Source organism: Burkholderia sp. BC1 (genome assembly GCF_052683555.1).
Genome location: NZ_JBQYLP010000018.1, coordinates 1 through 13,607, shown reverse-complemented (window position 1 = coordinate 13,607; position 13,607 = coordinate 1). Strand labels below are relative to the sequence as shown.

The following is a 13,607-nucleotide window of genomic DNA, read 5'->3' as shown; positions in this document are numbered from 1 at the left end:
TCGCCGCGCACGCATGACGGAAAAGGATTCGATATGCATCGCTCACAACGGCTGCTCGTCAGCTACACCGCCATCGTCGGCATGCTGGTGACCGGCGGACTATCGTGGCCGCGGTACGCGATCGCGGCGACCGGCACGTCGGCAGCGGCCGACGTTCGCCCGAACGTGCCGGACGCGCACGTTCGCCCGGCCGCCGACGGATCGGACCAGGCGGCCGAACTGCAACGCGCGTTCGACATGCTGCGGCCGGGCCAGCGACTGGTGTTCGCGCCGGGCCGCTATGTCGTCGGCCGCTCGCTCACCGTGCGACAGCCGCACGTCGTGCTGCAGGGCAACGGTGCGACGCTCGTCGCGACCTCGCCGAACGACCAGACGCTCGAATTGCGCGGCGACGGTACGGCGCTCGTCGGATTCCGGTTCAAGGGGACCGGAACGACGCGTCTCGGATCGCGCGAGTCGACGAAGATCCAGGTGACGGGCCACGACGTGCAGGTGCTCGGCAACGTGATCGACGGCGGCGCGAGTGCGGGCATCTTCGTGTTCGGCGGCAGCGCCGTCGCGATCGTCGGCAACGAAGTGCGCGCGACGCTCGCGGACGGCATCCACATCACGCACGGCGCGCGCGACGTGCTGGTTCAGCGCAACGTCGTCGGCGACACCGGCGACGACATGATCGCGGTCGTGAGCTATCAGCAGGACGGCGCGCTGAGCCGCAACGTGCTGATTACCGGCAACTCGCTGGAAGGCAATGCGTGGGGCCGCGGCATCACGGTCGTCGGCGGCGCCGACGTGACGATCGCGAACAACGTCGTGCGCAACGTCCAGGTCAGTTCGGGGATTCTCGTCGGGCAGGAAGACAGCTGGCACACGTATGGCGCATCGAACGTGCGCATCGAGAACAACGTGATCTCGGACATTCAGACGAAAGCCGACCGCACCGATCCGCGCCCGGTCACGCAGCAGGGGGCGATCGAAGTCAGCACGTGGTCCGGCAAGATCTCGCGCGTGACGGTGATCGGCAATCGTGTGTCGAATACGCGGTTCGACGCCATTCGTCTGTGGGGCAACGTGTCCGACGTACGGCTCGCGGACAATCAGCTCGCTGGGATCGGCGCGCAACCGGTGCGGGTCGGTTCGTCGAACGGTTGCGCGGCCCGGTCGGTGCCCGGCGTATCGGCGGCATCCGCGATGATCGGCACGCTATGCGGCGGTGCGACTCAGGCAATGTCGGCCGCGGCCGATGCAGTGGGGGCCGATCCGGCGTCGCTGCCGCGCGTGCGCGAAGCGCTTCGGCAGACGCGCTGATCGCGATGCGCGATGCTCGGCCGAGCGATCGGTCGATCGCGCATCGCGGGCCGCGACGGCCGGCGTTCGAATGCAACGCGCGGGCGACTGGGTGCCAGGCATGGCCGGGCGGCGGCGCGCAATCTCTGCGCATGCGCCGCCGCGGATCGCGCGACTTATCGAACGATGTCGCGCTCCGTCGTTGCCTCGGCCGGTGCCGGCTCGGCCCGCTCGGCAGGTTCGGGCGACATGATCGAGGCCGGCCGGCGCGGCGCGCCGGCGTCGACGACCGCGCGTCCGTACTGATCGTCGAAGCGCACGATGTCGTCCTCGCCGAGATAGTCGCCCGACTGCACCTCGATGATCTCGAGCGGGATGCGCCCGGGATTCTCGAGCCGGTGAACCTCGCCGACCGCGATATACGTCGATTCGTTCTCGCTGAGCAGGAACGTATCGCTGCCGCGCGTGACGCGCGCGGTGCCGCGCACGACGATCCAGTGCTCGGCGCGGTGATAGTGCATCTGCAGCGACAACTGCTTGCCGGGCTCGACGACGATCCGCTTCACCTGGAAGCGCTCGCCGAGATCGATCGAATCGTAATGCCCCCACGGCCGCTGCACCTTGCGGTGTTCGCTCACTTGCGGGCGACGATCCATCTTCAGCCGCGCGACGATGTTCTTCACGCGCTGCCCGTCGTGCTTGTTCGCGACGAGCACCGCATCCGGCGTTTCGATCACGACGACGTCCTTCATCCCGACGCACGCGACGAGGCGCCCTTCGGAACGCACGAGACTGTCGTGCGTATCCTCGAATACGACCGTGCCGCGCGCGACGTTGCCGTGCGCGTCCTTCGGCATGATTTCCCAGATCGCGTCCCAGGTGCCGACGTCGGACCAGCCGGCCGCGAGCGGCACGACGATGCCGTCGATGCCGAGCGTGGGGCTGTCCGCGAGACGCTCCATCACCGCGTAGTCGATCGAGTCGGATGGACACGCGTCGAACGCTGCCGCATCGATGCGAAAGAACGGATCGTCGGCGACGCCGGCGCGCCACGCGGCTTCGCACGCCGCATGGATCTCCGGTGCGAGCGCCTCGATCGCCTTCAGCCAGACCGACGCGCGCGTGACGAAGATGCCGCTGTTCCACCAGTAGTCGCCCGATTGCAGATAGCGTTCGGCGAGCGTCGCATCGGGCTTCTCGACGAAGCGTCCGATCGCATAGCCGCCCTGACCGCCGAGGCGGCCCGCGCGCGGCTCGCCGACCTGGATGTAGCCGTAGCCGGTTTCGGCGCGGCGCGGCAGCACGCCGAGCGTGACGATCGCGCCGTCCTGCGCGTAGCGCGCGGCGCGGCCGACTGCGTCCTGAAATGCGGCGACGTCGACGATCACATGATCGGCCGGCATCACGGCCAGCACCGGATCGTCCGCGTCCGCGCACGCGTCGAGCGCGGCGAGCGTCAGTGCCGGCGCAGTATTGCGCGCGCTCGGCTCGAGCAGGATGCGCGCGGTGCCCGCGCCGCGGCCGACGACTTGCGCGGCGCTCATGAAGCGATGCTGCTCGCCGCAGACGAGCAGCAGTCGATCGTCGAGCGATGCGTTGGCGATCCCGTTCAACCGGCGCGCGGTAGCCGACAGCGGCGACTCGTCCGAGACCAGCTCGATCAGCTGCTTCGGATGCTGTTCGCGCGACAGCGGCCAGAGCCGCGTGCCCGAACCGCCGGCGAGAATCACGGGAAGAATGCGCGGCAGATCGGGCTGCGGCACCGGGCGGAGCGTGCGCGTCATCGATTGGCTCCCGTGTCGGCCGGCAGGCGTTGCGGCGCGCGGCTGCCCGCACGCGCATCGTCGTCGCCCGGCGTGGCTGCCGACACGACGCGCGACAGCAGCGTGCGCAGCGCGCCCGAGGTGCGATCGGCCGGCCGCACCATGCCGATGAACGGCGCGCCCTGTTCGAGATACGGGCCGTATGCCTTGCGAAAGCCGAAGCGTTTGTAGAACGCCTGGCGTGCCGCCGGCACGTGGATGCGGATCGCGGTGTCGGGCCACGCGACGTGCGCGGCCGCGAGCGCGCGCTCGACGAGCCGCTCGAGCGTGTCGTCGTCGCGGCATGCTTCGCTCGTCAGTACCTTCTCGATCACGACGTCGGGATCGATGTCGTCGCCGGGCAGGATGCGCGCGTAGGCGGCGACTTCGACGCCGTCCTGCGCCGGCACGCGTGCATAGACGTGCAGCGCGGCCGTGTCCTTGCCGTCGATGTCGAGATGCGTGTGCGCGTCCTCGACGACGAGCACGGCGTTGCGCGCGCGCAGGATCGCATAGAGATCGACGGCGCCCAGGTGTTCGAATTCACAACAATGCCATTCCATGATGCAGTCCTCGCGTGATGCCTTGCGCATGTCGCGGCACGAACGTGCGTCCGTTGCGGCGCGACGATACTGATGATGCGCATGCAATGTCGCGAGGTCTGTTCGAAAGCATACTGACGCAGGCGTTGCGCACGCTTGCCGACGCAACGTCGGCGCGATGCTGTGTGCGATAGCACACATCGGCCGTACCGACGCTTTTCGATAATGAACGCATTCAGACGCGCTTGCCGAAGACGCGAGCCGTCGATTTCCAATACGAATTCCACATACCGGGGAAGTCCTTGATGATTGCGATCGTTCAGCGTGAACCGGGCGCGCACGCCGATGCCGTCCGTGCACCGGCGAGTGAGACCGACTGCATGGCGCAGCCGATCGCGCTGCGCGCCGCACGCTTCATCGAACGCACCGCGCGCGTCGGCGACGTCGATCGCCGGCGTGCGTATCCCGCCGTCGCGGCGCGACCGTCGCCGCCTGAGCACAACACGCCGAACGCAGCTATAGTCGCGCATGCTCCGGACGCGCCGCGGCGCCGTCCGCCCGCGCCCGGCACATCGCAACGACGCGCGGCGTCGCTCGCCGCGATGGCCGACGTGCAGGCGGCGGCCGGCGGGCCGGCGCGCAGGTCGGCGGCGCCCGCGACGGGTGTGAATGGGAATCGATTCGGTTCCGTGCGTACACGGCGGGTGGTGCGGTGCGACGCACGGGGCCGCGCACAGCGAGTTGCGTTCCCGGCGAGCCGCGGACGTTACGACGTTGTAACGGCACGGCCCGTGCACGGCGCGCGTCGGGCGGGAGCAGCGGCCCGACGCCGGCACGATTGTTCGACGATACGAACGGCTGGCGCAACGGCGGCGCGATTCCGACAACAATCGTCGGCAATCCGCGACGCCGGTCGTGGGGAAAAGTAGTATTTGCCACCGATTGACGCGAATGGTCATAGATAATCAAATCTCAGTCGCTAAAGGGCCGTTTTGGCGGGGGGTGCGGCGGCGTAATCGAATGATTCGATGTTTAGCGTTTGGTAACAAGACCATCTTGGAACGGGGTGTAAATTCAGGAGCGAACGAAAGGGGGCGGCCATCCCGAAAGCGGGTTGGTTGCCGTCCGGTTCAGCATCGGGCGCGGCTGTCGTGTACGACGCGACGCAAATGCGGACGGAGATCCCGTTTGCCGACGTGCTTGCCTGGCGGCACGTCGCATCAAAGCCGGAACATCGTGACGCAAGAGGTCACGCGTTCCCTTCGAGTACGATAACGGGACCGGGAAACATCCGGCTCGACCTCCGGGGGCTCTCGCCGTGCGTGGTTTCGATCTTCGCCAAAGCTGCGGAAACGCAGCGCGGACAGGCGCTCATGCGCCCGCCGCAACGCACGCGAACGGTTCCGGGAGTGGAGAAAGTGACGGTTTGTTATGAATATGCCAATAACGCGCGATAAGAACGCCGGCGGGGAGAGGGACGCGGGGCAGCGCCCGCTGATCTACTGGACGCAAGCGCCATCCGTCATGCTGCGCAAGGAACTGGCGCGCCGCGACTGGAAGGTCTCGATCGTCACGCATGCAAACGAGCTGCGCGACACCGCCGGCGAGATCACCTGCGGCATCCTCGATCTCAGCGGCGGCCATGCCGACGCGATCGGCAGCATCGCATCGACCTGTGCCTCGATGCGCGACGTCGTGTGGGTCGCGCTCGTCGACGCCGGGCAGACGGCCTCGCCGAACGTTCGTGCGTTATTGCGCGACTATTGTTTCGACTACGTCACGCTGCCGGCCTCGCATCAGCGCATCGCCGATACGGTCGGCCACGCGTACGGGATGGAATGCCTGTTCGCGCGCGATCGCGAACGGCTCGAATCCGACGAGCACGGCATCGTCGGCACCTGCAGCGCGATGCTGCGGCTGTTCGATACCGTGCGGCGTTTCGCGCGCACCGACGCACCGGTGTTCGTGTTCGGCGAAACGGGAACGGGCAAGGAGCTGACGGCCGTCGCGATTCACCGTCATTCGGAACGCCGCAACGGCCCGTTCGTCGCGGTCAACTGCGGCGCGATTCCGCCGCATCTGCTGCAGTCGGAACTGTTCGGCTACGAGCGCGGTGCGTTTACCGGCGCGAACGCGCGCAAGATCGGCTACGTCGAAGCCGCGAACGGCGGCACGCTGCTGCTCGACGAAATCGGCGATCTGCCGCACGAGAGTCAGGCGAGCCTGCTGCGATTCCTGCAGGAGCGCGCGATTCACCGGCTCGGCGGCAGCGATCCGGTGCCCGTCGACGTGCGGATCGTGTCGGCCACGCACGTCGATCTGCGCGACGCGATGGAAGAAGGGCGCTTCCGCGCAGACTTGTTCCACCGGCTCTGCGTGATGCGGATCGACCAGCCGCCGCTGCGGGCGCGCGGCAAGGACATCGAGCTGCTCGCGCATCACATGCTCGAACGTTTCCGCGGCGATGCGCGTCATCGCGTGCGCGGCTTCTCGACCGATGCCATCACGGCGCTGTACAAGCACGACTGGCCCGGCAACGTTCGCGAGCTGATCAATCGCGTGCGGCGCGCGGTCGTGATGACCGAAGGGCGGCTGATCACCGCGCGCGATCTCGAGCTCGAATACTGCCTTGACGCCGCATCGCCGTCGGTCGCCGACATGCGCAAGTCGATCGAGCGCGAGGCGATCGAAACCGCGCTGCTGCGCACGCGCGGCCGCGTCGCGGCATCCGCGCGCGAACTCGGCGTATCGCGCGCGACGCTGTATCGGTGGATGGAAGCCTACGGTATCGAGCGGCCGCGCGGTACCGGATCGTCCGACTGACCGACCACCTCGGGCCGCGGCTTGCGCCGCGGACCTTCATCGAACCGATTCGATTCGCACGGCGCAGCGGTGCACCGGTATGCCGGTGTGCCGCCGCGCCGCTGCGCGTGCGTCAGCCCGCCTGCGTGGCGCGCACGGTGCGCGCGGCATTCATCGCACGGATCTCGACAACCGGCGCCGCATCGGCCGCCGCACGTGCCGGATCGCCCTCGAGCGGAATGAGCGCGACGCGCGCCGGCGTGTCGGGCGCGAGATGGAACCAGTCGTCGCGCGGCACGAAGCCGGGCGCGTCGATCTGCACGTGGCGCGCGACGTGGCGCGTGTCGATGTCGACATGCCAGACGTCGCCGCTGCGCGACACGCAGGCCTCGAGGCCGAGCTCGCGACGCGCGAACACGACCGGATGCGTGCGCGACGGGAAGTAGAACGCTTGCGACAGCAGCGTGCCGTCGTCCGCGCGCAGCGTCGCGACCGCGGTGTCGTGCTCGCACGGGCCGAAGCGGTACGCGTAGGTCCAGTCGAAGAACCGGCCGAGCAATTCGGCCGAGCCGAGCCGCAGCGTATCGTGCGCGGCGATCCGCACCGGGCAGCCGGCACGCGCGACCGGCGTGCGGCCGTCGCGCAGCGCGACCAGCTCGACGGTCGCGGACAGCGGCGCCGGCCGCTCGTTGAGCACGTGCACGTCGAGCCCGTTGAGCCCTTCGTCGACGAGCAGCACCTGCACCGGCTGCAGCACCTGGCGCAACGCGTACCACGCCGATTTCGGCCGATGCGAGGCGTCGATCACGCCCCAGCCGGCGCCCGGCATCACGTCCTGGAACTGCCAGACGAGCGCGCCCGCGCAGCGCGACCCGTTGCGGCGCCATTCGGAATAGGTGTCGCGCATCACGTCGGCGATCACCGCGCGCGACAGTTCGAAGTAGCGTGCCGGATCCTCGCGTCGCAGGCGATCGGGCGTCACGTCGTAGAGCGTGCGCAAATAGTGGTCACGCACATCGTCGAAATCCCACGACGTGCCGGGGTCGCGCGGTACGGCCGCTTTCCAGCGCGGTTCGTGCACGCCCGGCCAGCCGAGCTCGTCGAGCATCGCGTTGGACGGCACGTTCGCGAACGCGAGACATTCGCTCGCGAAGCGCACGTCGGCGCGGCGCGCGTCCTCGAGCGGGCGCAGATAGGCGCCGACGCCGTAGTAGTGCGACACGCGCTCGCGCGGCACGAACGGCAGCACGCCGCCGTCCGGCGAGTCGGAGACGTACACGACGTCCGGCCGCCGCGCGGCCGCGTGGGCGGCCAGCCGCTCGGCCGTCAGCTCGAGAAAGCGCTGTTTCGTGCCGAGTCCCGACATCGCGGCCTGCTGCGCGATCTCGCTGCCGCCGCACAGCACCGCGAGCGACGGCGACGCACGATGACGCAGCAGGAACTGATCGGCTTCGCGATCGACGGCCTCGGCGAACGCCGGATCGTCGAGCGCATAGTCGAAGTTCGCGAACATGAAGTCCTGCCAGACGAGCAGCCCGAGCCGGTCGCACCACGCATGGAACGCATCGGCTTCGTAAGTCATCGTGCCGCCGACGCGGATCATGTTGAAGCCGGCGTCGCGCGCATAGCCGAGCAGACGCCGGTAGGTCGCGTCGTCCGCATGCAGGGCGAGCGGCGCGGCGCTGCTCCAGCACGCGCCGCGCGCAAACACCGGCACGCCGTTCACGCGCAACGCGAAGCCCTTGCCGTCCGCGCCGGCGTCCACTTCGATCGTACGAAAACCGGTTGCGCCGAGCGGGCGGCGTTCGTCGCCGAGATGCAGCTCGACGTCGTACAGCGCGGGTTCGCCGTGCGTATGCGGCCACCAGCGCCTGACGTTCGGTATGGCGACGCTCCCGCGTACGCGGTCGGGCGCGACGCGTTCGAGCGTCGCGACGTGCTCGCCGCAGGCGAGCCGCACGGCGGCGTCATCGGGCAGCGGCGACGCGAAGCCGAGCTCCGCGTCGAGCCAGCCGGTCTCGCCGTCGACGCGCGCTTGCAGATCGCGATGCACGATCACCGGGCCGAGCGCCGGATCGAGCACGTCGACCGGCCGCCACGGGCCGGTCGGCACGTAGGGCGGAAACCAGCCGGGCATGTGCCCGAACAGCGACGTGCGCACCGCGCGCAGGCCGGCCGGTTCGGCGAGCCGCGTGCGCCAGCGTGCACGCCGCGCCGCGCGCACCTCGCGCAGATGCGGCGCCAGCGCGCGGAAGCGGACGGTGAGCCGGTGCGCGCCGTCGAGCGAGACGGGAACATCGTGCGAGACGAACATGCTGTGCGACTGCAGGATCGGCGTGTCGTCGAGCCATGCGTCGGCGAGCGTCGCGAGGCCGTGAAAGCGCAGCACGCGCGGCCCGTGACCGTGCAGTTCCGTTCGGTACCAGTGATCGCGCTCGGCGAGCGACGCGATCTCGTCGGTACGGCCCGCAAGCGCGAGCGCCTGCGCGACCGTACCGGGCACCGGTGCGTCGATCCAGCCTCGTTCGGTCGGCAATTCGCGCGGTTCGTCCGCCGCGCCCGCGTCGGTCGTCAGCATCGACCACGCGGGCGCGGCGCCGGACCGCGTCATCGGCCGAGCGGCATCGCCGCCGCGTCGTGGCGTATCGGTGCGCGATGCAGCAGCGGCGGCGCGATCTGCCGCGCGCACGCGATCAGATCGTGATACGCGGCTTCGATCGCGTCGAGCGTCGCGTCGCCGCGCTCTTCCTTGCCGCGCGAACAGGCGCGCGCGAGCCGGAACTCGAGCACCATCGCTTCGGATGCGATGCGCTCGCAGGCGCTGCGGATGTCGGCGAACGGACCGATGCAGCCGTTCGCCTGCAGCCAGCGCGCGTAATGGCCGAACAGTTCGAAGTTCGCGCCGAGCTGCCGGACCGAGTTGAACGAATACGCGTGAAAGCGTTCGATCGGCGCGTCGGCAAGACGCTTCGCTTCGTCGCGCAGCTGATACCGGAACGCCGCGATCGGATCGACGACCGGCAGCCGCCGCAGGTGGCGCTGCAGCAGCGCGAGCGATGCTTCGCACAGCGCGCGCTCGTCGAGCGGCGGGAAGCGCCGCTTCGCGCACTCGACGTACGGCGGCAGCGTCATCGGCGATGCCTCGCCGACGAGCCCGTCGTAATCGTCGCCGTCGGCCACGTAATAGCCGCTGTTGTGGAAGTAGCCGAGCTGGCGGCGCTCGCGGTCGATCGCATCGATGCCGATCGTCGTCTTCGTGTGCTGCGCGCGATAGCTGATGCCGCGCGTATCGGGCAGGAACCACGCGTCGACTTCGACGATCATCAGATGGCCGCGCGCGACCTGCGTCTCGATGTGGCGGTCGAGCGGCTCGTAGATCGAATGCTCCTGCACGACGATGCCGTACAGCCGTTCGAGTTCGTCGAGCGGAAACTTGAAGAACGTGAACTGGTCGCCCTCGAAATCGAGCGCGATCGTAAACGGCAGCGCCGCATACGGGTTCAAGCCCCACCACCGGAGCACCTCGAGCCACATGTCGACGTAGCAGTTGGTCTGCTTCCAGACCATCTCCGGACCATGCAGCGGATGCGGCAGATAGTGGCGCGCGCGGTGGCGCACCGCGTCGAACGACGCATCCTCGCCGTCGCGGGATACGAATGTCATGGCGTTCCCCACAGTACGTTGCGCACGTCGGCCGGCCATGCCTCGATGTCGAAGCCGTGGTGGCGGAACAGCGCGAGCGTCAGGCGTTCGAGCCCGAAGCCGACGCAGCCGGTGTGCGCGACGTCGTCGGTCGCGGTGCGGATGTTCCACAGCAGGCCGAAGTGGTCCATGTGGTAGTTGAAGCTCAGGCAGGCGGTCTGCCGGCCGTCGTGTTCGATCGGGATCAGCAGCTCGAACTTGAGGTTCTGCTCGCGCTGGCTGTCGGCGACGATCTTGCCGCCGCGCCCGAAGAACGGATCGTTCGCGAGATCGATCGTGTTCGGCAGGCCGAGCGAGTCGATCATCTGCGTGCCGCGTTCGATCCACGTCTGGCGGAACGCGAGAATCTGCTCGGGCGTGCCGATCCGCACGTACTCGCGCATCCGGAACAGCTGCATGCGCGTCGGATCGAGCGACGGCTCGTGACGGAAGCAGTACGAGAAGACATCGAAGATCCGGCCGTCCGGCGGCAGCGCACCGGCGCGTGCGACGACCGGGTAGATCGGATAGCACGCGGCCGGCGTCATCACGACGTAGGTCGGCTTCTGGTTCTCGGTCCAGTCCTCGCCGCGCTCGAGGCATTGCAGCAGCCGCTGATGCTGGTGTTCGTTGCCGCCGAACGAATGCACGCTGCCCGCAAGCTGCGGAAAGCTCTTCATGTATTCGCTGCGCTCGAACTCGAGGCGGCTCATCGCGGGCGGGAAGCGCAGCACTTCCGCGTGCTGGTCCGCACCGAGGCGCGAGACGTACGCGTCGAGCGCTTCGACGACGCGCTCGAACGCTTCGCTGCGGCCGAACAGGCCCTGGATGCCGGTCGAGACCAGCAGGCCCGCATCGATCATTTCGTCGCGCAGCGGGTTCACGCCCGCGCGGTCGAGCGGCGCATCCGCCGGAACGGAGGGGGCAGCGGGGGCTACGGAGAGGCGATCGTTCACGTGTGTTTCTCCAGCGTCGCGGGACGCAGCGCGAGCAGCAGGCTCGAAGTGTTGGTGGCAATGCGGTCGTTGTTGATCATCAGCGGCGCCGCATGCAGGTCTCGAATATGACGGCCGACGCTGAAGGGCGTGCCGTGCTTGTAGCCGGCCATCCCGCAGATCATCATCGCTTCGTGTGCGACCTGAAGCGCGGTCGTCGATACGTAGGTCTTCAGCGTGTTGATCTCGGCGGCCCATGCCATGCCGCCCGACCACGAGCGCGGCGCGCCGCTCTCGTACAGGCGCAGCACGTTGTCGACGCGCGCCTGCATCGCCTGCAGCAGCGCGAGCGATTCGGCGAGCCGCCGCGACGCGGGCGACGAGGCGCCGTCGCTCTGGCGCGCCTGCGCGCGGAAGAACTGGTGTGCACGGTTGAACGCGTCGCCGGCGACGCCGATCCACACGGCGGCCCAGAGAATGTGCGACACGGGCACCATCGTCTGTTCGGCGATCTGCGCGAACGGCACGGGCAGGCATTGCACGGTCGCGCCGTGCGCGTCGAGCATGAAGCCGTTGCTGCAGGTGCCGCGCATGCCGAGCGTGTCCCAGTCGCCGCGGCGCGCGAGCGTATAGCCGTCGCGCAGCAGCGTGACGAGTACCTGCTCGGACGCGGGCGCGTTGGCGTCGCGGCGTGCGGTGGCCAGAATGCCGTCCGCATATTCGCCGTACGAGATCGTCGGCGCGGCCTTGTGCAGCCGGAATTCGCCGCCGTCCGCTTCGAGCGCGCACTGGCTCGCGCGCAGGTTGCCGCCGACGCCGTCTTCCGACGTCGCCGACGCGAGCAGCCACTGATGGCGCACGAGCTGCTGCAGGAACAGCTTGTGCCACCCGTGGTCGACCGCGTGATCGACGACGCACGCGACCTGGATCTGATGCATCGCGAAGACCATCGCCGACGATGCACAGGCGCGGCCGAGGATCGTACACGCCGATGCGACCTCCGCGAGCGAGGCGCCGATACCGCCGAGCCGCGTCGGTACGAGCGCGCTCAGCAGGCGGCGCGAGCGCATCGCCTCGATCGCTTCGACGGGACAGCGCGCATCGCGATCGACGGCATCCGCGTGCTGCGCGGCGATGCGGGCGACGGCGTGCGCGGCTTCGTCGAGCCGGCCCGCGGTGTCGTCCGCTTCGAGTTCGGGCAGGATCGCGTTCATGCGGAGTGCTCGGTGCGTTGGAGGGCGCCGATCGTTTCGGCGAGCGCGTCGATGCTGCGGAACAGATTGCGGTTCAGCAGCTCGTCGGGAATTTCGACGTTGAACTGCCGCTCGAGCGCGAGCATCAGCTGAATCGTGTCGAGCGACGACAGGCCCGCTTCGTACAGATCGTCTGCGTCACCGATCGAATCGACTGCGGCTTCGAGGTGGGCGACTTGCTTGAGAATGGCTCTGATTTCGTTTTTCACATGCAACTCCGGCGTGCGTGGTGTCGTCCGCACGGGAAGAAGCGGCGCAGCGCGCTGACTTCCCCCCGGCAGTCCTGCGTCAGTAGACCACCCGGGGTCGCCGTGTTCTGTTCGCCAACCTACAGTCGGCAGGCCCGATGTGCGCTCGAGTACCGGCGCATGACAACGGTCAAACGCGTGCCGCGGCCGGCACGCCGCTGTCGGCCGAGAGGATCCGCTTCATCTCGTCGCGCACGATGGCGCGACAACCGCACGACATCTTCTCGAGACCCTGCAGATCGGCGAGCACGATCGAGCTGCGGTATTGCCGGATCAGGCCGAGCTTCTGAATCTCGCCGGCCGCATCGGTGACGGTCTCGCGGCGCACGCCGAGCATCTGCGCGAGCATGCTGTGCGTGACCTGAATCTCGATGCTGCGCGAGCGGTCATAGGCCAGCATGAACCATCTGCATAACTGATGTTTCAACACGTGATGGCGACTGCAGAACGTGATTTGCGACACCTGCGCCATCAGCAGGCGCACGCTGACGAACACCAGATGACGAATCACCGGCGATGCGTCGAACGCCGCGGCGAATGCCTGTCGGTCGAGCCGGTAGACGAAGCCGTCGCGGCAGGCGACCGCGCGGCACGGCATCGTGCCGCTGCCGCCGATCACGTCGTCGCAGACGATGCTTTCGCTGCCGATCTCGGCGACCTCGAGCGTCATGCCGCCCGACGACACGTACTGCAGCGAGATCGCGGTCGTGACGGGCAGGTAGACGGCGGCCAGCCTGGCGCCGGGCTCGCACAGCACTTGCCCCGATTTCAGATGGACCAGTTGAAGCTGAGGAATCAGCGCTGCGCGTTCGTCGCGGTCGAGCGCGGCGAGAAACCGGTTTGCGTCGAAGCTGTGGGACAGTTCGATCATGCCGCTCGTGCGAGCGGCGCCATCACGGGCCAGATGGGTCACGGGCATCCTCGATATAAGTGGGCGCACGACGTCGCGGCGGATCTCGCGCAAAGCACGTCGTGTTCGTTTAAATGGATAGGCGGATAGCGCACGAAGGCTAGGGAAACGCTGATTTATTCGGCTCGGCGGTCATCGCAGACGTAGCCG

At 68.3% G+C, this 13,607-nt stretch carries 10 protein-coding genes; 2 read left to right on the top strand and 8 right to left on the bottom strand.

What is annotated here, in order from left to right; genetic code table 11:
- The first annotated feature begins 33 nt into the window (after window positions 1-33).
- A complete protein-coding gene (locus ACSHSS_RS11675; protein ID WP_445544979.1) occupies window positions 34-1,305 on the top strand; it encodes a right-handed parallel beta-helix repeat-containing protein in 1,272 nt (423 codons plus the stop codon).
- A 155-nt stretch (window positions 1,306-1,460) separates the two neighbouring features.
- Here ACSHSS_RS11675 and ACSHSS_RS11670 read toward each other — a convergent pair whose 3' ends face one another.
- Window positions 1,461-3,068, bottom strand: coding sequence for a mannose-1-phosphate guanylyltransferase/mannose-6-phosphate isomerase (locus tag ACSHSS_RS11670; protein WP_445544978.1), 1,608 nt, complete (start codon window positions 3,066-3,068; stop codon window positions 1,461-1,463).
- Window positions 3,065-3,649 carry a GNAT family N-acetyltransferase gene (locus ACSHSS_RS11665; protein WP_445545013.1) on the bottom strand — a complete coding sequence of 195 codons (585 nt, stop codon included), beginning with the start codon at window positions 3,647-3,649 and terminating at the stop codon, window positions 3,065-3,067. Before ACSHSS_RS11665 ends, ACSHSS_RS11670 begins: the two co-directional genes overlap by 4 nt.
- Before the next feature lie 1,410 nt (window positions 3,650-5,059).
- Between ACSHSS_RS11665 and ACSHSS_RS11660 the strand changes: the two genes are divergently transcribed.
- A complete protein-coding gene (locus ACSHSS_RS11660; RefSeq protein WP_035487738.1) occupies window positions 5,060-6,451 on the top strand; it encodes a sigma-54 dependent transcriptional regulator in 1,392 nt (463 codons plus the stop codon).
- Window positions 6,452-6,563: 112 nt separating this feature from the next.
- Here the strand turns inward: ACSHSS_RS11660 and ACSHSS_RS11655 are convergent, their stop codons facing one another.
- The 6 genes from ACSHSS_RS11655 to ACSHSS_RS11630 all read right to left on the bottom strand — a co-directional run bounded on the left by ACSHSS_RS11655 (window position 6,564) and on the right by ACSHSS_RS11630 (window position 13,418).
- Window positions 6,564-9,041, bottom strand: coding sequence for a glycoside hydrolase family 2 protein (locus ACSHSS_RS11655; protein WP_445544977.1), 2,478 nt, complete (start codon window positions 9,039-9,041; stop codon window positions 6,564-6,566).
- Window positions 9,038-10,093, bottom strand: coding sequence for a DUF1839 family protein (locus ACSHSS_RS11650; RefSeq protein ID WP_445544976.1), 1,056 nt, complete (start codon window positions 10,091-10,093; stop codon window positions 9,038-9,040). Before ACSHSS_RS11650 ends, ACSHSS_RS11655 begins: the two co-directional genes overlap by 4 nt.
- Window positions 10,090-11,067, bottom strand: a complete 978-nt coding sequence (locus tag ACSHSS_RS11645) for an amino acid--[acyl-carrier-protein] ligase (protein WP_043279916.1) — start codon at window positions 11,065-11,067, stop codon at window positions 10,090-10,092. Before ACSHSS_RS11645 ends, ACSHSS_RS11650 begins: the two co-directional genes overlap by 4 nt.
- A complete protein-coding gene (locus ACSHSS_RS11640; RefSeq protein ID WP_006402405.1) occupies window positions 11,064-12,260 on the bottom strand; it encodes an acyl-CoA dehydrogenase family protein in 1,197 nt (398 codons plus the stop codon). The genes ACSHSS_RS11645 and ACSHSS_RS11640 overlap by 4 nt, the downstream gene beginning before the upstream one ends.
- Complete coding sequence (locus ACSHSS_RS11635; RefSeq protein ID WP_006402404.1) at window positions 12,257-12,508, bottom strand: acyl carrier protein; 252 nt, start codon at window positions 12,506-12,508, stop codon at window positions 12,257-12,259. Before ACSHSS_RS11635 ends, ACSHSS_RS11640 begins: the two co-directional genes overlap by 4 nt.
- A gap of 169 nt (window positions 12,509-12,677) precedes the next feature.
- Complete coding sequence (locus ACSHSS_RS11630) at window positions 12,678-13,418, bottom strand: Crp/Fnr family transcriptional regulator (RefSeq protein WP_006402403.1); 741 nt, start codon at window positions 13,416-13,418, stop codon at window positions 12,678-12,680.
- Window positions 13,419-13,607 lie beyond the last annotated feature (189 nt).

What these genes read in the sequence shown, in the direction of transcription:
- ACSHSS_RS11675 (WP_445544979.1), top strand. Translation starts at nt 34, where the DNA reads ATGCATCGCTCACAACGGCTGCTCGTCAGCTACACCGCCATCGTCGGC.
- ACSHSS_RS11670 (WP_445544978.1), bottom strand. Translation starts at nt 3,068, where the DNA reads ATGACGCGCACGCTCCGCCCGGTGCCGCAGCCCGATCTGCCGCGCATT.
- ACSHSS_RS11665 (WP_445545013.1), bottom strand. Translation starts at nt 3,649, where the DNA reads ATGGAATGGCATTGTTGTGAATTCGAACACCTGGGCGCCGTCGATCTC.
- ACSHSS_RS11660 (WP_035487738.1), top strand. Translation starts at nt 5,060, where the DNA reads ATGAATATGCCAATAACGCGCGATAAGAACGCCGGCGGGGAGAGGGAC.
- ACSHSS_RS11655 (WP_445544977.1), bottom strand. Translation starts at nt 9,041, where the DNA reads ATGACGCGGTCCGGCGCCGCGCCCGCGTGGTCGATGCTGACGACCGAC.
- ACSHSS_RS11650 (WP_445544976.1), bottom strand. Translation starts at nt 10,093, where the DNA reads ATGACATTCGTATCCCGCGACGGCGAGGATGCGTCGTTCGACGCGGTG.
- ACSHSS_RS11640 (WP_006402405.1), bottom strand. Translation starts at nt 12,260, where the DNA reads ATGAACGCGATCCTGCCCGAACTCGAAGCGGACGACACCGCGGGCCGG.
- ACSHSS_RS11630 (WP_006402403.1), bottom strand. Translation starts at nt 13,418, where the DNA reads ATGATCGAACTGTCCCACAGCTTCGACGCAAACCGGTTTCTCGCCGCG.